Below are 20,428 nucleotides of genomic sequence, written 5' to 3' on the forward strand. Positions count from 1 at the left end.
GTCCCCTCTCCCTCGAAGAGGGGGAGGGTTAGGGAGGGGGCCGACGGTTCGAGGACTGTTACTCCAGCCCGGCCTTCTTGCGGACGTCGTAGCTGCGGGTCTTGGCCCATTGTTCGACGAACTTGACCAGTTCGGCGTCGGGCGGGTCGGGCAGGACGACCTTCAGCTTCACATACTGGTCGCCCGGCTGCTTGGTGGCCTGATTGACCACGCCCCTGCCGCGCAGCCGCAGGACGGAGCCGGTGTTGGCGCCGGGTGGCACCTTGACGGCCACCTTGCCGCTGATCGTCGGGACGTTGACGGTGGCGCCCAGAACCGCCTCGTTCAGGGTGATCGGCACCTCGACGTGAATGTCGCTGTCCTGCCGGGTGAAGAAGGGGTGCGATTCGACATGCACCTCGACGATGGCGTCGCCGTTGGGCATGCCGCCCATGCCGGGCAGGCCCTGGCCCTTCAGGCGCAGCTTCGTCTCGTTCTCCGTCCCGGGCGGGATGGCGACGTCGATGCTCTTGCCGTTGGACAGGTTGATCCGGCGCTTCGACCCGTTCGCCGCCTCGATGAAGGGGACGGTGACCGAATAGGAGATGTCGCTGCCCCGCACCCGCGGCCCGGCGGAGCCGCCGGCTCCCGCACCCGCTCCCGCTCCCGCTCCCGGCCCGCCGGGGCGGCGCCGGCCGCCGCCGAACAGGTCGGAGAACCAGTCGTCGCCGCCACCGAAGAACGTGTCGTCGGCCGTGCTGCTGTAGGCCCGGCCGCGGCTGCCGGAGCGGCCGCGCGAGCCGAAGCCCGCGTGCCGTTCCTGCCCCGACGGGTCGATTTCGCCACGGTCGTAGCGGGCGCGCTTCTCGGCATCCGACAGCAGCGTGTAGGCGGCCGAGATTTCCTTGAACCGCTCCTCGTTGGCGGCGTCGCCCGGCTTCAGGTCCGGGTGATGCTGCTTGGCGAGCTTGCGGTATGCCTTCTTGATGTCGTCGGCACTGGCGGACCGGCTGACGCCGAGAACGCTGTAGGGATCGCGCGTAGCCACGGGCAGAGGGTTCCCGCCCCAGGGGGGCTCAGAGGTTGCGAGTGCGGGGTGCTGGTCGGCGAGTTACGAGTTGCCGATGATCTTCCACGTACCGTCGGCCTGTTTGCAAGCGGTTCCGTACGCCTGCTCCGTCCGGCCCTTCACGACGATGGTCTGCTGGAACTCGCGGCAATAGGTGCCGGCGCTGCTGTAGCCGTCGCGGGTGGTGACGATGGTGCCGGAATTGCCCGACTGCGGGTTGTTCCAGTTGATGCGGTCGCCGACCGGGGCGGCGTAGGCCTGGCGGGCCGCGGTCTCGGCATAGCCGGCATCGGCCTTGTCGAGCGAGCTGCCGACTTCCCTGCCGATGAAGGCGCCGAGCAGCGTGCCGACGCCCGTCGCCACCAGCTTGCCGGTACCGCCGCCGATCTGCGAGCCGATCAGGCCGCCGGCGACCGCGCCGCCCGCCGTGCCGATCGTTTCCTTCTGGCCACCCAGCTGGCAGCCGGCCAGCAGGCCGGCGACGATCATGGCCGGAACGACTTTCTTCACGAACATCCTTGCGCCTCGAAAAGGTTGGTTGCCGCGGCACCTTATCGGTGGCTTCGCGGTGGACAGTGATATAAGCGACCCTATGCTTGCTGTGAATTGTGATGAGGCTGTGACCCTTACGCTTTTGCACGGAAGCCCACCGGCGCCCCTTGCCGCGCGCCTTGCCGCGCACCGCCCGGCGGCGCGGGACACATCGATACAGGACCACAGGCATGACGGACAGCACCGACCGCGACCCTTACGATCTCTTCGCCGAATGGATGAAGGAGGCTGAGCAGAGCGAACCGAACGATCCCAACGCCATGGCGCTCGCCACCGCCGACGCCAACGGCATCCCGTCGGTGCGGATGGTTCTGCTGAAGGGGATCGATCCGCGCGGTTTCGTCTTCTACACCAACACCGAAAGCCGGAAAGGCACCCAGCTGCTGGCGAATCGGAATGCCGCCCTGTGCTTCCATTGGAAGAGCCTGCGCCGTCAGGTGCGGGTGGAGGGGCCGGTGGAGGTCGTCACCGATGCCGAGGCCGACGCCTATTTCGAAAGCCGCCCGCGCGAGAGCCGGATCGGCGCCTGGGCCTCGCTGCAGTCGCGCCCGCTGGAGGGACGGTGGGAGCTGGAGAAGCGTGTGGCGCAGTTTGCCGCCAAATACGCCATCGGCACCGTGCCGCGGCCGCCGCACTGGACCGGCTTCCGCGTGCTGCCCTCGCGGATCGAATTCTGGCGCGACCGCCCGTTCCGCCTGCACGACCGGCTGGTCTTCCAGCGCGCCGAGGGGGCCGACGGCACGCAGACGGGTTGGACCACCGAGCATCTTTATCCCTAACCGGGGCAGGTCAGGCACAAGCCGACGGTAAGCGATCCGTAAGGATGCGCCGCTACGGTCGCGCGCCGGCCATGGCGGCCGGGCATCGGGATCGAGGGCGAAGAGGATGGGGCCAAGCAGATGGGGGAAGCATTGAGCGACAGTGCGCAAAACTCGGCATCGGCGGACCGGCTGCGCCGCTATGCCACCTATGCCAGCGTGTCGGTGGCCTCCACCCTGATCGCGGCGAAGCTGGCCGCCTATCTGCTGACCGAATCGGTCAGCATCCTGTCGTCGCTGATCGATTCCTGCACCGACCTGATGGCGTCGGTGGTGACCTTGCTGGGGGTGCGCCATGCCCTGCGCCCGGCCGACGCCAACCACCGCTTCGGGCACGGCAAGGCGGAGGCGCTGGCCGCACTCGCCCAGGCCGCCTTCATCGGCGGATCGGCCCTGCTGCTGAGCGTCGAGGCGGTGCGGCGAATTGTCCGGCCGGAGCCGATCGCCGAGGGGACGATGGGCGTCGCCGTGATGCTGTTTTCGATCCTGCTGACCGCCGGGCTCATCACCTTCCAGCGCCGGGTGCAGACGGCCACCGGCTCCGTCGCCATCGGGGCGGACCGGCTGCACTATTCCGGCGACCTGCTGATGAACAGCGCGGTCATCGTCGCCATCCTGCTGACCGAGGCGACGGGGCTGACCGTGGTCGACCCGCTGTTCGGCATCGGCATCGCCCTGTTCCTCCTGAACGGCGCCCGTGGCGTGGCGCGCGACGCGCTGGACGTGCTGATGGACCGCGAACTGGCCGAGGAAGAGCGCGCGCGCATCGTCGAACTGGCGCGGGCCGAGCCGGGGGTGCGCGGTCTGCACGACCTACGCACGCGCAATGCCGGCACCGGCTGTTTCATCGAACTGCATCTGGAACTGGACGGCGGCATCAGCCTGACCGCCGCGCACGAGATCGCCGACCGGGTGGAGCAACGGTTGCGCGAGGCCTTCGTCAACGCCGAGGTGATGGTTCACCAGGAACCGGCCGGGCTGGCCGACGAGCGGCTGGATCACCGGATCGCCGGATGAAAGCGGTGACCTGGACACCGAGTCCTGTCGATTGATGGTTGTGGGCTGTGCAGCCGGTGATACGGGTCCGTATTGCGGGATAACCCTCATTTCGCATCCGATAAGGATTGACACACAATCTTCGGGCGTGTCCTCCCCTTAACGTATCCTACCAAAGGACAGGGGTACCGGGCGCCGCTTTGGCACCCCCTACGTTGCGAATCTGTATTAAAAGCGCAATAATAGTACTCGGGAGAAAGCGCTCGGTTATAAAACAGCAAGAATGGTGGATATGATGGATGGTGGCGTTGGGCTTCGTCCGCATCTGATCGCGGACATCGCGCAGGAAGCAGGCAATCTCGGCATCGAGATCGCGGATATCGCCGGCCATATCGAGGATGTGAACGCCCGCGTCACCCACCAGTCGGAGGTGTTCACGCAGCTGCGCGATACCGGCGCCAAGATGTCGCGCAGCACGCAGCGCATCTCGGAGGCCTCGGCCGTCGCGCGCTCGGTCACCGAACAGGCGCGGCAGGAGGTCGACAGCTCCCACGACCGGGTGCAGCAGTCGCTGACCGACATCCATGCGCTGGTGTCGTCGGTGACGGGAATCGAGGGGCAGATTGCCGGGCTGCGCGAGGCACTGGACCGCGTCGGCAAGGTCGCCAAGGAGATCTTCACCATCGCCAAGCAGACCAACCTGCTGGCGCTGAACGCCACCATCGAGGCGGCCCGTGCCGGCGAGGCCGGGCGCGGCTTCGCCGTGGTGGCGAACGAGGTAAAGTCGCTGTCCACCAAAACCAGCGAGGCGACGACGGAAATCGACGCGACGCTGAAGGTGCTGAACGAGCAGGCCCAGCGCCTGATGACGGAAAGTGCGGCCAGCGCCGCCAAGGCCCGCGCGGTCAGCGAGGGCACCACGGCCATCGGCACGGTGATCGAGACCGTCGGCCGCGCCATGCGCGAACTGAACGGCGAGACCGACAAGATCGACGCCGCCTCTGCCGAGATCGGCGGCAACTGCGGCGAGCTGGAGCACGAGATCGCCGATCTGGCGGTGGGCGTGAAGCTGTCCAGCGACAATCTGGCGCAGGCGCGCGACCGGGTGAACAATCTGGTCGGCATGAGCGAGCGGCTGATCGGCATCACCGCCGAACTGAACATCGAGACGGTGGACACCCCCTTCATCGCGGCGGTCAAGGACGCCGCCGAGAAAGTATCCGCCGCCTTCGAGGATGCGCTGGCCCGCGGCGACATCAGCGAATCCGACCTGTTCGACCGCAATTACCAGCCGGTCGCCGGATCGGACCCGCAGCAGGTGCTGACCCGCTACACCCAGCTGTGCGACCGCGTGCTGCCCGGAATCCAGGAGCCGGTACTGGCGGCCAACAGCCGCATCGTCTTCTGCGTGGCGATCGACGAGAACGGCTATCTGCCCACCCACAACCGCCAGTTCAGCCAACCGCAGGGCCGTGACCCGGTGTGGAACGCCGCCAACTGCCGCAACCGCCGCATCTTCAACGACCGCGTCGGCCTTGCCGCCGGGCGCAACACCAAGCCCTTCCTGCTGCAGACCTACCGGCGCGACATGGGCGGCGGGAGATATGCCCTGATGAAGGATGTCTCCGCCCCCGTCATGGTCCGCGGCCGCCATTGGGGCGGGCTGCGGCTGGCCTACAAGGTGTGAGATAGCGGCGAGCGCACGGCCAAGCTCACGGCCAAGCGAACGGAAAGCCGAACTTCCCTCTTGATCCGTATCAACGCATACGATCAGCCTTGCGGGTGAAATGGCGGGGCAGAGGGAGCGACCATGAAATATGTCGAAGAGTTCCGCGATCCGGTGCTTGCCCGCAACGTTGCCGCCGCCATCGCGCGGGAGGTGCGGGCCGACCGCTCCTATCACCTGATGGAGTTTTGCGGCGGTCATACCCACGCCATCTCCCGCTACGGCATTCCCGACCTGCTGCCCGACAACGTGCGGATGATCCATGGGCCGGGCTGCCCGGTCTGCGTTCTGCCGGTCGGGCGGATCGACGACGCCATCGCGCTGGCCCGCCGGCCGGAGGTGACGCTGTGCACCTATGGCGACGTCATGCGGGTGCCCGGATCCGGGCGGGTCAGCCTGCTGAAGGCCAAGGCGCAGGGCGCCGACGTGCGCATGGTGGTGTCGGCCGACGCCGCGGTGCGCATCGCTGCGGAGAACCCCGACCGGCAGGTGGTGTTCCTCGCCATCGGCTTCGAGACGACGACTCCGCCCACCGCGCTGGCGGTGCGGGCGGCGGCGGCGCAGGGGCTGACCAACTTCTCCGTCTTCTGCAACCATGTGCTCACCCCCTCTGCCATCCAGGGCATCATGGCGGGAGCGGACGAGGGGCTGTCGCTGGACGGGTTCGTCGGGCCGGCCCATGTCTCCGTCGTCATCGGGTCCGACGCCTATGCCCCGGCCGCAGCGGATTACGGCAAGCCGGTGGTGATCTCCGGATTCGAGCCGCTGGACGTGCTGCAGTCGATCCTGATGCTGATCCGCCAGATCAACGACGGGCGGGCGGAGGTCGAGAACCAGTATACCCGCGCCGTCACCGCCGACGGCAATCGCAAGGCCCAGGCGCTGGTGCTGGAGATCTTCGAGACGCGACCGTCCTTCGAATGGCGCGGCCTGGGCAGCATCCCGCACAGCGGGCTGAAGCTGCGCGAGGCCTATGCCGCCTTCGACGCCGAACGGCGCTTTTCCATCGCCGGGGCCAGCGTTCCCGACCACAAGGGCTGCGATTGCGGCGCGATCCTGCGCGGCGTGAAGCGGCCGATCGACTGCAAGCTGTTCGACACCGTCTGCACCCCGGAAAACCCGATGGGGTCCTGCATGGTCTCGGCCGAAGGCGCCTGCGCGGCGCACTACACCTATGGACGGTTCCGCGACGCCTGACCGGCTCCGGGCGATGCGTTCGCTCCATTGCGACCTTTCACCGCAGGCTGGACGAACGCCGCTGGACGAACGCCGCCCGGTTAAACATGATGCGCATGAAACAATCCGTTGGGCCGGCCATAAACCCCATGGCATCGGCCCCGCGGAAAAAGGCAGACGTCGCAAGACTTCGCATTTCAGACCGGGAGGACCCGCATGACCTACAAGCACATCCTCGTCCATCTCGACAGCAGCCCGCATGTCGAGGCGCGACTCGACGCCGCCATCGCGCTGGCGCAGAGCCACGGCGCCTTCCTCCGCGGCCTGTTCGCGCAGGGCGACCGCAACGCCAACAGCGTGATCGCCCGCCGGTCCAGCGACCATCTGGTCGAAGCGGCGGCGCGCAGCGAGGCGCTGTTCAACGAAAAGCTCGCCGCGTCCGGCCTGCAGGGCCATTGGCACGGCCTGACCCACGGCGAATACAACCATGTGATCCGCGAGGTCATCATCTGGTCGCGCTTTGCCGACCTGACGGTGCTGGGCCAGTATGACCGCGAGGCCGGATCGCAGGCCGCGCCGGAGGAACTGAACGAGCAGGTGGTGCTGAACTCCGGCCGGCCGGTGCTGGTCATTCCCTATGCCGGCCGCTTCCCGGTGATCGGCAAGCGCATCGCCGTCGCCTGGAATGCCGAGCGCGAAGCCGCCCGCGCCCTGTCCGACGCCATGCCGATGCTGGAGAAGGCTTCCGAGGTGACGGTCATCACCGTGCTGACCCAGGCCTCGAACGCGGCGCCGGAAGCACCGCGCGTCGGGCTGCTCGACCATCTCGCCTTCCACGGCGTGAAGGCGGAGCAGACCCACTTCACGGTCGACGACATCGGCGCGATGGACGCCCTGTTGGCCCGCGCCATGGACACCGGCGCCGACCTGTTGGTGATGGGCGCCCACGGCCATTACGGCTTCCCGTTCCTGCATCGCGGCAGCGGGACCCGCCACGTCCTGCGCACCTGCCCGGTGCCGCTGCTGCTGTCGCACTGAGCCGGGTGGGGGAGTTTTTGCCCCCTCCCTAACCCTCCCCCGCTTCGCGGGAGAGGGGACTGCCGCCGCTCCGCTGTGAAACTCCTGCAAGCGTCCTGCCCCCTCTCCCGCGCAGCGGGGGAGGGATGGGGAGGGGGCAACACGGCGCCCCCAACACCCCCCTCACGCCGCCTTCACCCCGCTCAGGAAGCTCTCCACCTCCTGGCGCAGGCGGGTGGATTCGATGCTGAGATGGTCGGCGACGTTGCGGACCTCGCCGGCGGCGCGGCCAGTGTCGCCGGCGGCACGGGTGACGCCGACGATGTTGCTGGTCACCTGCTGCGTGCCCTGGGCCGCTTCCTGGACGTTGCGGCTGATCTCCTGAGTCGCCGCACTCTGCTGTTCCACCGCCGAGGCGATGGTCGCGGAGATCTGGCTGATCTCGGTGATGATGCGGCCGATCTCCTCGATAGCGGAAACCGCCTCGCGGGTCGCGCCCTGGATGGTGGCGATCTGGCCGGTGATGTCCTCCGTGGCCTTCGCCGTCTGGTTGGCAAGGCTCTTCACCTCGCTCGCCACCACCGCGAAGCCCTTGCCCGCCTCACCGGCGCGGGCCGCCTCGATCGTGGCGTTGAGCGCCAGCAGGTTGGTCTGCGCCGCGATGTTGTTGATGAGGTCCACCACCTCGCCGATCTTCTGCGCGCCGTCGGCAAGGCCGGAGACGACGCCGTTCGCCCGGCTGGCACCGCTGACCGCCTGTTCGGCGACGCGGGTCGACTGCGAGACCTGACGGCCGATCTCGTCGATGGAGGAGGAGAGTTCCTCCGCCGCCGCGGCGACGGTCTGGACATTGGCGGAGGCCTGTTCGGCGGCCGAGGCCACCGTGGTGCTCTGGCGGTTGGTCTCGTCGGCGGTGCTGGTCAGCATGCCGGCTGACTGCTGCATCTGGGTCGCCGCGCCCGACAGGCTCTGCACCACCGCGGTCACATTGCCTTCGAAGCTGCGCATCAGCTCCTCCAGCCGGGCGGCGCGGCGGGCCTTGGCCTCTTCCTCGGCGCGCTGGGCGGTTGCGAGGCTGTCGGCCTCGATGGCCCTGCGCTTGAAGACATCCATGGCTTCGGCCATGGCGCCGACCTCATCCTTGCGGCCGACGCCCGGAACATCGACCGCCCGCTCGCCGCCGGCCAGACGGCCCATGGCGGCGGTCATGGCGACGATGGGCGAGGCGATGGCGCCGCGCAGCACCATCCCGGCGGCCACGGCGACCAGAACAGATGCCAGCGCGCCGACGATGGCAGTGAGATAGCCGGTCGAGAAGGCGGCCTTCTGTTCGTCCTTACGCTGGGTCAGCAGTGCCCGCTCGGTGTCCTCGATCTGCGTGACCAACGCCCGGATATTGTCCATCGAGGCCTTGCCCAGCGCCTTCGCCTCCATCGCGCGGGCTTCCTCGCGCGATTCGGCCTTGGACATCAGGGCGATTTCCTTTTCCGCCACGGTCTGGTGCCAGGTGGCGGCGTGCTTGCGCAATTCCTCCAGCCGGGCCTGCTGCTGCGGGTTGTTGGAGGTCAGCGACGTCACCTCCGCCAGGGCGCGGTCGAACGCCTGCTCACCCTTGCGATAAGGCTCCAGGAAAGCCTGGTCGCCGCTGACCAGATAGCCGCGCAGCCCGGTCTCCTGGTCCACCAGCGCCGCCAGCGCCGCGTCGGTGGTCTGGATCACGCGGTAGGTGTGGATCGTCCAGCCGATGGAGGATTGGATGGACGACAGCGTGGCATAATTGGCAAAGCTGATCGCACCGATGATGACGATCAGCGCGGCGAACGCCGTCAGCAGCTTTCCGCCGATTCGGAGATTGGTGAACCAGGACATTTCTTGCGCCTCTTGTGACCGGACGGGCTTGTGATTCGCGCGGACAGCCGCCTTGCCTCGCGGAGTCGCATCCGATTGGGTGAGTGTCTAACCCTTTGGACTGCGAAACCTGATACGGCAGGAATCCCGATTTCGATCACCTGGAATTTTGCGTATGTCGAAATCTTCGTCTGTCACATAAGGCCTATACCCGCCTTGCAAACAAAGCGTTAACGGTCTGATGTTGTTCTACCGACGGTAACTGGTCTGCGCGCCGTCATTGCTGCTGCGCGCATGCGGCAGGGTGACGCACCAACCTATGGAGATCGGAGGGCCGCTTCGGCGGTCAGCGACGAAGCCGCATGTCGATGTGGGGAATGCCGAAATCGTCATAGGGCTCGGTGACCCGGACAAAACCGAAGCTGCCGTAGAAGCGCTCCAGATAAAGCTGTGCGCCGATCAGCACGTCGCGGCCGGGCCAGCATTCCGCCAACACCGCCAACGACTCCGCGACCAACGCCCGCCCCAGCCCGGTGGAGCGCTGCGACCGGTCCACCGCCAGCCGGCCGAAGGAGACCGTCGCATCCGGACCTTCGGAATCGGGGGCCTCGCGGTCTGGGCCAAGGCAGCGGGCACAGCCGACGATGGCGCCGCTGCCGTCCGCCGCGATCAGGTGAAGCGCCTCGGGGTCGCGGCCGTCGATGTCGGGATAGGGGGACGACTGCTCGACCACGAACACGCGGCTGCGCAGGGCCAGCATGTCGTGCAGGTCGGTCAGCGACAGGGCGTCGAAGGCGACGCGGCGGATCGGCGGAGCGGACATTCCGGCGGGCCGCTCAGGCGATCGCATTGCGGATCATGTAGTCGGCGATGTCCTTGGGCTTGACCTTGATTTCGGTCAGCGGCTCGTCGGCGGTCATCGCCTTGGCGACCAGCAGGCTGTTCTGCACATTGGTCAGGGTGACGCGGTAGACGCCGGCGGCCCCCTTCAGGCGCGGGTAATAGGTGGGGTCGATCACCTTCTCGCGCCGGCCGAGCCGGGCCAGCGCGCTGTCCTCGTCCAGATCCTCGACCTGTTGGGACTGAACCAGCTTCCAGTCGGATTCGCCACCCCAGCCGGCGGCGACGGCGGCCTTCACCGCGGCCTCGTCCGCCGCGACGCCCAGCTTGTAGATGTGCTTACCCTGTCCGACGTCGGACGCCCATTTGGTCAGGGCGGCGCTGCGCGCGACATAGACGACGGGCATGACGACTCGATCCTCCCGGCACTGGCTGTTGGAGTTGCGTTATTGCAGCGACGATTGGCGCGCAATGGGCGTGATCAGGATGCGGCTGACGACGTCCTTGCCGAACATGGCGACGACCGATTCGTCGATCCGGCGGCGCAGGGCGGGGACGTTCGCGATGTTGCCGCGGACGATCCATCCCTCGTCCACGCCCTTGTAGATGGCGGTCAGGATGGCGTCGTGCAGGCGGGGGATGCTCAACTGCACCTCGCCCAGTTTCAGCGCGTCGCCGATTTCCAGGTTCACTTCGACCTGGGTGTATTTCTCGATCCGGCCGGCATTCACCACCGGGACCATCAGCGGCTTGATCCGCACGGACGGGGGCAGGGCGCCCGCCGCCCCTTCGTTCGCGGCGGCCGGCGGCGCCGACGGCAAGGTCAGGAACAGGGCAAGGCAGAGGGCAGGCAGAAAGCCGCGCATGACAAACACCGCGAAGGACCGTAAGGCTGGATTCTACCGGTCCGACGCGGCGGTTGCAACCGCCGCCCGGGTCCTTTGCCGACCCAGGGGCGATTGGTCACGGTCTGGCTGGGATCAGGCGGCCTTCTTGCCGCTGGCGGCAATCGCCTTCTTGTTGACGTCGCCGATCGCCAGCTTGTTCAGCAGCGAGTCGGTGTCCTTTTCCTCCTGCAGCGTCTCGTCCAGCAACTGCGCTACCTTGTCGAGGCCGCAGGCGGTGGCATAGGCGTGGAGCGTGCCGTAGCTGGCGATCTCGTAATGCTCCACCTTCTGGGCGGCGGCGATCAGGGCGGCATCCTGAACCTCCGGCGCCAGACCCATTTCGAGGATTTCCTGCGCCTCGCTGATCAGCCCTTCCATCGCGTCGCAATGCTTGCCGCGGGGGCGGGTGTCCATTTCCTCGAACACCTGCTGCAGCCGTTCGATCTGGCCGTTGGTCTGTTCCAGATGGGTCTCGAAGGCCTTGCGCAGCTGGTCGGAGCTGGCGGCCCTGGCCATCTTGGGCAGGGCCTTCGCGATCTGCTTCTCGGCGTGGTAGATGTCGCGAAGATCCTCGATCAGCAGGTCCTGCATCGTCTTGGCGGCCATTATGATGGTCCTTCCTCGCTGTGGGTGTTGGCGGAGCGGGGCTCCTGCGCGCCGAATGGCAGCGGGAACAACAGCGATGGTCACCGGGCGTTGCGGTCTCGAACGGGGATCGGCCTTCGGATAGGGGAGGGGACGGATCATGACGGCAGCGGGCGGCGACGGCGAGGTGCTGTTCGAATTCCAGCGGGTCGGCAGCTATCTGAGGGTCACCGCCATCGACGCGAAGACGGGCGTCGAGGTGACGGTGGCCGGCCCGGCGACCGGCAGCCAGGAGCTGCTGAAACGGACGGCGATCAACAAGCTGCGCTTCGTCCAGAACAAGAACGCGGACAACGGGGGGGCTCCCGGGGGACCGGGGAAGCCGGCGCCGAAGGGGCGTGGCGGCCTTTACTGATCAGCTGCTTTTGGCCGACCGCTTTCGCCCGACTGTTTTTGAACCACTGCCGGGGCCTGCCAAAGAAAACGCGCCGCCGGACGGGGCCGGGCGGCGCGTATCGAAGTCTGGCTTTTGCTGATGGTGAGCGCCGGCATGCCTCCGCCGGCAACCCCGCATGGGACATGGCCGCAATGGACATGGCCCAAGGCCGGATCACCGGTCGTAGAGCGAACCGCTCGACTCAGACAGTAGACCTATGCCTGCCCGTTGGCACTGGCGCAGGGGGTGTAACGCTTGTAGAACCGCGCATCTCTGAACGAATGGCGCATAGAAAGGGCCCTTCTCCCGTGCCGTCGGGGCGGGTAAGCGAAGAAAGGGCCCGGCCGTTGTGCGGCCGGCTTTCGCACAGAGGAACGAAACACCAGAGGATCGAGGCCATGGTTGGTGTGAGGGCGGTTCGTGTGACGGCTTTCCTGCGCGTGTCGGTGATGTCGGCGCTTCTGACGGCGACCGCCCTGGCGGCGGCCCTGCCGGTGCTGACCACGGCGCGGACGGCAGGCGCCGCGACCTCGCAGAAGCCGGGCCATGGGACGCAGGATCATGGCAGCCGGTCTGCCGCGCCCACTGCGCCGTCACCGGGCGCTCAGGCCGGCGGAGCGGCATCGACGGCGCCCCAGCCCACCACCCCGGCGGCGGGCTGCCTGAAGCCGGGCGTGCCGCTGTGCATGGACGACCAGTCCACCTTCCTCAGCGCCGACAAGATGTCGTCCTGTCAGGGGGAGGTGAAGGAGTATGTCGACAAGTCGATGGCCTACCTGACCTGTCTGAACGAAGAGAATGTGGCGACCGGGCGGGAACTGAGCCGCAATGTCGACCGGTTCAACTGCCGCCTGTCGGGCCGGAAGGGCTGCGCCAACTGAGATTGGCAAATTGGGAGGCCGCCGGGATGCGCCGGGGCGGTTGAGATGCCGGCGGCGACCGGTCCGCCGCAGCTGGCGGGGGTAGCCGGCTCGCGTCTTCAACCAATCCGATGGCTTCGCCGTCAATCCGACCGCTTTGCCATCGTTCTGACATGCACACGGGCCGCATCCCATGGGACCGGCCCGCGTTGCATACGGACTTTACACGATCAACCGGCCTTGCGGCGGGTCTGGCGGCCGGAGCTGCGGCCGAGGCCGATGCGCTTGGCGAATTCCGAACGCTGCGCCGCATAGTTCGGCGCGACCATCGGATAGTCGGGCGGAAGTCCCCAACGGGAGCGATACTCGTCCGGCGACATGTTGTAGGTCGAGCGAAGGTGCCGCTTCAGCATCTTCAGCTTCTTCCCGTCTTCCAGGCAGACGATGTATTCGGGCGTCACCGACTTGCGAATCGGAACGGCAGGCTTCAGCGGTTCCGCCGCGACCTCGCGAGGCTGACCATTCAGGCCAGTCAGCGACGAGTAGACCGTATTGATCACATCGGGGATTTGCTGAGCAGGCAACACGTTCTTGCTGACATACGCCGATACGATGTCGGCGGTCATCCGCAGCAGCGCATTGTCCGGTACATCGGCGCGAAGCTGGTCGCTCATTGCACTGTGTCCTGGTTTTTCATTTGTCCGTACGAACCAAGTTGCATACCGTGATTTGGGTGTCAATATAATTTCGGCAAGCTCCAAATTAGTTGCTCTTGGCTGCCAGAACAAAGGAGCGCGGTGCAAATCAGCCTTCGCTGAATATCGTTGCGCGGTTGTGGCTGTGCCGCAGCTTTAGCGGCGGTCTAGTAAGCGCAGGCTTGTGATTTTCCGCCGAGTCCGCAGCGGCAATTGGGCGTCTTCCCGCTCCTATAACGAATCGGCTAACTCCCTTGTTTCGGCTTCTCGGCAACGCAGAGGTGAAAACCGCCTCCGAACCTTCGCGGCGATGGGGTGCGATGGCTTGGCGCGGGCGGGGAACCGCGAAGAACGGCCTGCGCCGGGCGTTTGGCCGGGGCAGGCCGGTTTTGGCCCCGAGCTTAGCCATGCATCCACGTCATGGTGTGGCAGTGGCGGTCTGTACCGACATCTGGTAGGGTGCGGGCGTCTTTCGCCGCGTTGTCGGCGCTGTCGTCGTTTGTGCATCCGCTACCGCACGCACCGGAGTTTTTGCCGTCATGACCGTCCGCACCGTGGCACTCGCTTCCGATCACGCCGGCTATGAGCTGAAGGCCCAGATCGCCCGGCAGCTCGAGGACGCCGGCTTCACCGTCCTCGACCTCGGTACCGACGGGCCGGCCTCGGTCGATTACCCGGATTTCGCCGCGGCGCTGGCCGCCGCCGTCACCGACGGCCGGGCGCAGCGCGGCGTGCTGATCTGCGGCAGCGGCATCGGCATCAGCATCGCCGCCAACCGCCATCCCGGCATCCGCGCCGCCCTGGTCCATGACGTGACCACCGCGCGCCTGTCGCGCGAGCACAACGACGCCAACGTGATCGCGCTCGGCGCCCGCGTCATCGGCCCGGAGATCGCCAAGGATTGCGTCGACGTCTTCCTGAAGACCGCTTTCGAGGGTGGGGAGCGTCACAGCCGCCGCATCGCCAAGATGGGCTGAGCGCGCCCGTCGCGCCGCCTTTCCCGGCCCCTTATTTGGCCGCCAAGGCCCGCAACCGGGACGCGACAGAACCCGGAAAGACCCAACGGAAGCCGCCGGACCGGGCGTCCGGCCGGCTTCGCGCCCTTCGATCGAGGAACCTTCCGCCATGACCAGCAGCAACACCGCCGAGATCGGCCGCTTCTTCGCCGCCTCGCTCGCCGAGACCGATCCCGAACTGGCCCGCGCGGTGCGCGACGAGCTGGTCCGCCAGCAGGAGCAGATCGAACTGATCGCGTCCGAGAACATCGTCTCGCAGGCGGTGCTGGAGGCGCAGGGTTCGGTCCTGACCAACAAGTATGCCGAAGGCTATCCGGGCAAGCGTTACTATGGCGGCTGCGAGTTCGTCGACATCGCCGAGAATCTGGCGATCGAGCGCGCCTGCAAGCTGTTCGGCTGTGATTTCGCCAACGTGCAGCCGAACTCCGGCTCCCAGGCCAACCAGGCGGTGATGCTGGCCCTGCTGCAGCCGGGCGACTGCGTTCTCGGCATGTCGCTGGCCGCCGGCGGCCACCTGACCCACGGCGCCGCCCCCAACATGTCGGGCAAGTGGTTCAAGGCCGTGCAGTACGGCGTTCGCAAGGACGACCACCTGATCGACTTCGATCAGGTCGAGGCGCTGGCCCGCGAGCACAAGCCGAAGCTGATCATCGCCGGCGGCTCGGCCTATCCGCGCGTCCTCGACTACCAGCGCTTCCGCGCCATCGCGGACGAGGTCGGCGCCTACCTGATGGTGGACATCGCCCACTATGCCGGCCTGATCGCCGGCGGCGTCTATCCGAACCCGTTCCCCTATGCCGACGTGGCCACCACCACCACCCACAAGACCCTGCGCGGTCCGCGCGGCGGCATGGTGATGACCAACAGCGAAGAGATCGCCAAGAAGATCAACTCGGCGGTGTTCCCCGGCCTGCAGGGCGGCCCGCTGATGCATGTCATCGCCGCCAAGGCCGTCGCCTTCTCCGAGGCGCTGCGTCCGGAGTTCAAGACCTACGCCCAGGCGGTGGTCGACAACGCCCAGGTGCTGGCCAAGACGCTGATCGGCGGCGGGCTGGACATCGTGTCGGGCGGCACCGACAGCCACATCGTGCTGGTCGACCTGCGTCCGAAGAACCTGACCGGCAAGGCGGCGGAAGCCAGCCTGGAGCATGCCGGCATGACCTGCAACAAGAACGGCGTGCCGTTCGACCCGCAGAAGCCGATGATCACCTCCGGCGTCCGTCTGGGCAGCCCGGCCGCGACCACCCGCGGCTTCGGCACCGCCGAGTTCAAACAGGTCGGCGAGATGATCGTCGAGACGCTGGACGGGCTGGCCGCCAGCAACTCCGGCGACAACACGGCGGTCGAGGCCGCGATGCGCGAGCGGGTGCGCGGCCTGTGCCGTCAGTTCCCGATTTATCCGACTCTCTGATCCGATAAGGTGATCGACAGATGCGCTGCCCGTTCTGCGGAAACGAGGATACCCAGGTCAAGGACTCGCGCCCGACCGAAGACAACTCGGCAATCCGCCGGCGGCGCTTCTGTCCCAGTTGCAGCGCCCGCTTCACCACCTTCGAACGCGTCCAGCTGCGCGAGCTGACGGTGGTGAAGAGCAACGGCCAGCGCGAACCCTTCGACCGCGAGAAGCTGCTGCGGTCGATGAAGATCGCGCTGCGCAAGCGCCCGATCGACGCCGACCGCATCGACCGGGTGGTGAACAGCATGGTCCGCCAGCTGGAATCCTCCGGCGAGAGCGAAATCCCGTCGAAGCAGATCGGCGAGAAGATCATGGAGGCGCTGCAGACGATGGATCAGGTGGCGTATATCCGCTACGCCTCCGTCTACAAGGACTTCCGCGAGGCGTCCGACTTCAACGAGTTCGTGGAGCAACTGGCTCCGGAAGCGTCGCCGGGGATGTGAGTGGTCCGGTGCGGGGCAGGTGGTTGTCCTGCCCCGCACCGACCCGTCAGCCGAACTGTGCCAGGATGGCCAGCAGCAGGATCGCTACGATGTTGGTGATCTTAATCATCGGGTTCACCGCCGGGCCAGCGGTGTCCTTGTAGGGGTCGCCGACGGTATCGCCGGTCACCGCCGCCTTGTGGGCGTCGGAGCCTTTGCCGCCGTGATTGCCCTCCTCAATGTATTTCTTCGCATTGTCCCAGGCGCCGCCGCCCGAGGTCATCGAGATGGCGACGAACACGCCGGTGACGATGGTGCCCAGCAGCATGGCGCCCAGCGATGCGAAACCGGCCGCCTGACCGCCGATGGCGGCGATCACCACATAGAGCACCACCGGGGCCAGCACCGGCAGCAGCGAGGGGATCACCATCTCCTTGATCGCCGCACGGGTCAGCATGTCGACCGCACGGCCGTAATCGGGCTTGGCGGTGCCCTCCATGATGCCGGGGATTTCGCGGAACTGGCGCCGCACCTCCACCACCACCGATCCAGCGGCACGGCCGACGGCGGTCATGCCCATGGCGCCGAACAGGTAAGGCAGCAGGCCGCCCACCAGCAGCCCGACGACGACATAGGGGTCGTTCAGCCGGAACTCGACCGGGATGTTCGGGAAGTAATGGCCGAGGTCCTGGACATAGGCGGCGAAGAGGACCAGGGCGGCCAGACCGGCGGAGCCGATGGCGTAGCCCTTGGTCACCGCCTTGGTGGTGTTGCCGACGGCGTCCAGCGCGTCGGTGGTGACGCGGATGTTGGCGGGCATGTCCGACATTTCGGCGATGCCGCCGGCATTGTCGGTGACCGGGCCATAGGCGTCGAGCGCCACCACCATGCCGGCCAGCGCCAGCATCGTCGTCGCGGCGATGCCGATGCCGAAGACGCCGGCCTGCCCGTGGGCGATCAGGATGCCGGCGCAGATGACGATCACCGGCAGGGCGGTCGATTCCATCGACACGGCAAGGCCCTGGATGACGTTGGTGCCGTGCCCGGTCTCAGACGCCTTGGCGACGCTGCGCACCGGGCGGAAGGCGGTCGAGGTGTAGAACTCGGTGATCCAGACCAGCAGGCCGGTGACGCCCAGCCCGACCAGGGCCGAGACGAACAGGTTGAAGCCGGTGATCGCCGTGCCGTCCGTCATCGGAATGGCGCGGGTGAAGCCGAACAGGATCGCGGTGACGATCAGGATCAGCACCAGCGACAGGCCCGCCGCGACGGCTAACCCCTTATAGAGCGCCTTCATGATGGCGTTGTCGGCACCGAGCTTCACCGCGAAGGTGCCGGCGACCGAGGCCAGGATGCACACGGCTCCGATCAGCAACGGATAGACCAGCATCATCCGCAACACGCCGCCGGTAAAGAAAATCGCCGCCAACAGCATGGTGGCGACGATCGTGACGGCGTAGGTTTCGAACAGGTCGGCGGCCATACCGGCACAGTCGCCGACATTGTCGCCGACATTGTCCGCGATGACCGCCGGGTTGCGCGGGTCGTCCTCCGGGATGCCGGCCTCCACCTTGCCGACCAGATCGGCGCCGACGTCGGCGCCCTTGGTGAAGATGCCGCCGCCCAGTCGGGCGAAGATGGAGATCAGCGATGCGCCGAAGCTGAGCGCCACCAGCGCCTCCAGCACGGTGCGGACCTCGACCGGGTCGTTGACGTGGTAGACCAGCGTCAGGATGCCGAAATAGCCGCCGACCCCCAGAATCCCCAGCCCGACCACCAGCATGCCGGTGATCGCCCCCGATTTGAAGGCGATGTCGAGCGCGGGAGCCAGCCCATTGGTTGCTGCCTCCGCCGTGCGGACATTGGCGCGGACCGACACGTTCATGCCGATATAGCCTGCGCTGCCCGACAGGACGGCGCCGATCAGGAAGCCCAAGGCGACCGGAAAGCCCAGCGTGACCCACAGGATCAGCAGCAGGACGACGCCGGCGATGGCGATGGTGGTGTATTGGCGGTTCAGGTAGGCGCGTGCCCCTTCCTGCACCGCGGCGGCGATGGCCTGCATCCGGTCGGACCCCGGCGACGCGGCCATGACTTCTTTTCCGGTACGAAAACCGTAGGCCAGCGCGAGCAGGCCGGCGGCGATGATGACGATGAACGCTAGAGCCATCGCATCCCCCGATTGCTTTTAAGGACGCGCCCCGGAAAGGCTGGTCCCACCACGCATTCAAGTGGGGGAGAAGTCGGGCGCAAGTATTATCGGGAAAAGCATGCGCCCGGTCCCGCCGCTTTGCAACCGCCGCACGGGGCGACGCGACGCGGCGAAATGGCCGAGGGTGATCCTGACCTTTATGGGTAGTGCAGGGATTCTGCACCGCAAAATGGGTGCAAATCGCGGGTGTTGTGCAGTGCGGTCAGAGATTGCGTTGCGTAACCGCCTGAACCAGCACGTCATAGACCGCGTCCTTGCCAACCACTTTGATGGCGGCCTCCTTCAATTTCGCCTTTACGGCAGGAATATTGACCAAAGCACCGTTCAGGATCGACTTGTCGGCGACGCCGCCGTAGAGCGCGGTCAGAAAGGCGTCGGTCAGGCGTGGTTGGTTGGCCTGGACCATCGGCTGCTGTTCCAGAATCACTTCAACCGCCACCACGACAGTGACGAACTGCTCGACTCGGGACGGGCCGATCATCGGCACCACCAAGGGCGGTAGACGGACGAAGGCGGTGGGGGGCTTGGGCGGCGGCTCCACCTTCTTCGGTTCTTCCGGGTGCGGTGTGAAGTATTTCTGATAGACGAACCAGCCGCCAAAGCTGGCGCCGCCCAGCAACACGATGCCGAGAACGAGGACGATCAGGGCCTTGACCACGGCAGCACACCTTACGCAGACGAAAGTTCGCCGAACCCTGCGCCGGGGAAGCTTTCGATTGTCTTAAATGCGGGAAATCTGATGCGACGGGTCAGAAATGGTCCCAGCCCCGCCGGGCCAGCGGCAGGGGCGCGCCGGAGGCATCCAGCACGGCGACCTCACCGGGCGTGTGGGGGCGGAATTCACCGATTTCGGTGATCGCAACGCCGCACTCGGCGGACAGGGCAGCCAAGGCGTCGCGGGCCGAGGGCGGGGCGGTGAACAGAAGCTCGTAATCGTCGCCGCCGGTGATGGCGAGCGCCAGCCGGACCGGATCGCCGTCGATGGCGCCGCGCGCCGCATCCGACAGCGGCACCGCATCGGCCCGCAGCAGCGCGGCGCAGCCGGATTCCTCGCAGAGATGGCCGAGATCGGCGACCAGACCGTCCGACACGTCCATCGCACCGCCGGCCAGCCCGATCAGCCGTGGTCCGACGCTCATGCGCGGGTCCGGCCGGCGCATGCGGCGCAGCAGATGGGCGCGGGTCTCCTCGTCCGGAACATCGAGGCGGCCATAGGCGATCTCCAGCCCCAGGGCGGCATCGCCGATGCTGCCGGTGACGAAGACGCGGTCGCCCGGCTGCCCGCCCCAGCGCGGCAGGGCGCGGCCGGTGGGGACCAGCCCGAAGGCGGTCACCGACAGGGTGATCGGGCCGCTGGTGGACACCGAATCACCGCCGGCCAGCGCGATGCCGAACTGCCGCTGATCCTCGCCCAGGCCGGCGGCGAACGCCTCCAGCCAGGATTCATCCAGGCCGCGGGGCAGGGCGGTCACCAGCGTGTAGGCCAGCGGCTCCGCCCCCATGGCGGCGAGGTCGGACAGGTTGCTGCGCATCAGCTTGGCGGCAATGTCGGCCGGCGCGTCGTCGGGGAAGAAATGCACCCCGGCCACCATGGCGTCGGTGGTGACCACCAACTCCCGCCCCTCCGGCACCCCGAACACAGCGGCATCGTCCCGCAGCCCGCGGGCGCCGGGGAACCCGGCGGCCAGCGGCTTGAAGAAGCGGGTGATGCGGCCGAACTCGCCGAGGTGGGGATTGGTCATGAGGGTGCCTTCACGCCCCCTCTCCCGGGGCTCTCAGCGGATCTTCGATCCGCCTGACGCCGTCAGCACAAACGAAGTTTGTGCGAGAGGCGGGAG

The 20,428-nt window shown here is 67.1% G+C and carries 21 protein-coding genes; 10 read left to right on the forward strand and 11 right to left on the reverse strand.

The annotated features are described in order from the left end of the window. Positions 1-58: 58 nt before the first annotated feature. Both TSO5_RS21880 and TSO5_RS21885 read right to left on the reverse strand, forming a co-directional pair. Positions 59-1,027, reverse strand: coding sequence for a J domain-containing protein (locus TSO5_RS21880; RefSeq protein ID WP_109153575.1), 969 nt, complete (start codon positions 1,025-1,027; stop codon positions 59-61). A gap of 63 nt (positions 1,028-1,090) precedes the next feature. Continuing rightward, on the reverse strand, positions 1,091-1,564 hold the full coding sequence (locus TSO5_RS21885) for an RT0821/Lpp0805 family surface protein (protein ID WP_109074578.1): 474 nt from the start codon (positions 1,562-1,564) through the stop codon (positions 1,091-1,093). Between the two features lie 155 nt (positions 1,565-1,719). Here TSO5_RS21885 and pdxH point away from each other — a divergent pair, with 155 nt between their 5' ends. From pdxH to TSO5_RS21910, 5 genes are all read left to right on the forward strand, one after another. Next, positions 1,720-2,379 carry a pyridoxamine 5'-phosphate oxidase gene (gene pdxH / locus TSO5_RS21890; protein ID WP_282183523.1) on the forward strand — a complete coding sequence of 220 codons (660 nt, stop codon included), beginning with the start codon at positions 1,720-1,722 and terminating at the stop codon, positions 2,377-2,379. 132 nt (positions 2,380-2,511) lie between these two features. After that, positions 2,512-3,435 carry a cation diffusion facilitator family transporter gene (locus tag TSO5_RS21895; protein WP_109153601.1) on the forward strand — a complete coding sequence of 308 codons (924 nt, stop codon included), beginning with the start codon at positions 2,512-2,514 and terminating at the stop codon, positions 3,433-3,435. Between the two features lie 271 nt (positions 3,436-3,706). Then, a complete protein-coding gene (locus TSO5_RS21900) occupies positions 3,707-5,101 on the forward strand; it encodes a methyl-accepting chemotaxis protein (RefSeq protein ID WP_247870882.1) in 1,395 nt (464 codons plus the stop codon). 123 nt (positions 5,102-5,224) lie between these two features. After that, the gene (gene hypD / locus TSO5_RS21905) at positions 5,225-6,337 is read left to right on the forward strand and encodes a hydrogenase formation protein HypD (protein WP_109153579.1); all 1,113 of its coding nucleotides are present in this window, start codon (positions 5,225-5,227) and stop codon (positions 6,335-6,337) included. A gap of 195 nt (positions 6,338-6,532) precedes the next feature. Beyond that, positions 6,533-7,354: a universal stress protein gene (locus TSO5_RS21910; RefSeq protein ID WP_109153581.1), complete on the forward strand. Its 822-nt coding sequence runs from the start codon at positions 6,533-6,535 to the stop codon at positions 7,352-7,354. Positions 7,355-7,516: 162 nt separating this feature from the next. Here TSO5_RS21910 and TSO5_RS21915 read toward each other — a convergent pair whose 3' ends face one another. From TSO5_RS21915 to TSO5_RS21935, 5 genes are all read right to left on the reverse strand, one after another. Continuing rightward, positions 7,517-9,202, reverse strand: a complete 1,686-nt coding sequence (locus TSO5_RS21915) for a CHASE3 domain-containing protein (protein ID WP_109153583.1) — start codon at positions 9,200-9,202, stop codon at positions 7,517-7,519. A 325-nt stretch (positions 9,203-9,527) separates the two neighbouring features. After that, on the reverse strand, positions 9,528-10,004 hold the full coding sequence (locus TSO5_RS21920) for a GNAT family N-acetyltransferase (RefSeq protein WP_109153584.1): 477 nt from the start codon (positions 10,002-10,004) through the stop codon (positions 9,528-9,530). 13 nt (positions 10,005-10,017) lie between these two features. Beyond that, positions 10,018-10,428 (reverse strand): hypothetical protein, encoded by a 411-nt coding sequence (locus TSO5_RS21925; RefSeq protein ID WP_109153586.1) that lies wholly within the window; start codon positions 10,426-10,428, stop codon positions 10,018-10,020. 39 nt (positions 10,429-10,467) lie between these two features. Beyond that, a complete protein-coding gene (locus tag TSO5_RS21930; RefSeq protein WP_109153588.1) occupies positions 10,468-10,887 on the reverse strand; it encodes a hypothetical protein in 420 nt (139 codons plus the stop codon). Between the two features lie 114 nt (positions 10,888-11,001). Further along, positions 11,002-11,514: a ferritin-like domain-containing protein gene (locus tag TSO5_RS21935; RefSeq protein WP_109153590.1), complete on the reverse strand. Its 513-nt coding sequence runs from the start codon at positions 11,512-11,514 to the stop codon at positions 11,002-11,004. A gap of 139 nt (positions 11,515-11,653) precedes the next feature. Here TSO5_RS21935 and TSO5_RS21940 point away from each other — a divergent pair, with 139 nt between their 5' ends. Then, positions 11,654-11,908, forward strand: a complete 255-nt coding sequence (locus tag TSO5_RS21940) for a hypothetical protein (RefSeq protein ID WP_109153592.1) — start codon at positions 11,654-11,656, stop codon at positions 11,906-11,908. 419 nt (positions 11,909-12,327) lie between these two features. After that, entirely contained in the window at positions 12,328-12,810 is a 483-nt protein-coding gene (locus tag TSO5_RS21945) for a hypothetical protein (RefSeq protein WP_247870883.1), read from the forward strand. Positions 12,811-13,019: 209 nt separating this feature from the next. Here the strand turns inward: TSO5_RS21945 and TSO5_RS21950 are convergent, their stop codons facing one another. Continuing rightward, the gene (locus tag TSO5_RS21950) at positions 13,020-13,463 is read right to left on the reverse strand and encodes a MucR family transcriptional regulator (RefSeq protein WP_042701716.1); all 444 of its coding nucleotides are present in this window, start codon (positions 13,461-13,463) and stop codon (positions 13,020-13,022) included. 560 nt (positions 13,464-14,023) lie between these two features. Here TSO5_RS21950 and rpiB point away from each other — a divergent pair. The 3 genes from rpiB (at position 14,024) to nrdR (ending at position 16,399) form a co-directional block, all read left to right on the forward strand. After that, positions 14,024-14,461 carry a ribose 5-phosphate isomerase B gene (gene rpiB / locus TSO5_RS21955; RefSeq protein WP_109074567.1) on the forward strand — a complete coding sequence of 146 codons (438 nt, stop codon included), beginning with the start codon at positions 14,024-14,026 and terminating at the stop codon, positions 14,459-14,461. 148 nt (positions 14,462-14,609) lie between these two features. After that, positions 14,610-15,911 (forward strand): serine hydroxymethyltransferase, encoded by a 1,302-nt coding sequence (glyA, locus tag TSO5_RS21960; RefSeq protein ID WP_109153595.1) that lies wholly within the window; start codon positions 14,610-14,612, stop codon positions 15,909-15,911. Positions 15,912-15,931: 20 nt separating this feature from the next. Further along, complete coding sequence (nrdR, locus tag TSO5_RS21965; protein ID WP_014247245.1) at positions 15,932-16,399, forward strand: transcriptional regulator NrdR; 468 nt, start codon at positions 15,932-15,934, stop codon at positions 16,397-16,399. Between the two features lie 46 nt (positions 16,400-16,445). Here the strand turns inward: nrdR and TSO5_RS21970 are convergent, their stop codons facing one another. The 3 genes from TSO5_RS21970 to thiL form a co-directional block, all read right to left on the reverse strand. Continuing rightward, on the reverse strand, positions 16,446-18,548 hold the full coding sequence (locus tag TSO5_RS21970) for a sodium-translocating pyrophosphatase (protein WP_109153597.1): 2,103 nt from the start codon (positions 18,546-18,548) through the stop codon (positions 16,446-16,448). 244 nt (positions 18,549-18,792) lie between these two features. Beyond that, positions 18,793-19,248: a hypothetical protein gene (locus tag TSO5_RS21975; protein WP_109074564.1), complete on the reverse strand. Its 456-nt coding sequence runs from the start codon at positions 19,246-19,248 to the stop codon at positions 18,793-18,795. 91 nt (positions 19,249-19,339) lie between these two features. Beyond that, positions 19,340-20,332, reverse strand: a complete 993-nt coding sequence (gene thiL, locus TSO5_RS21980) for a thiamine-phosphate kinase (RefSeq protein ID WP_109153599.1) — start codon at positions 20,330-20,332, stop codon at positions 19,340-19,342. Positions 20,333-20,428: the final 96 nt, after the last annotated feature.

It is taken from the genome of Azospirillum sp. TSO5, from assembly GCF_003116065.1.
Taxonomy (GTDB): domain Bacteria; phylum Pseudomonadota; class Alphaproteobacteria; order Azospirillales; family Azospirillaceae; genus Azospirillum.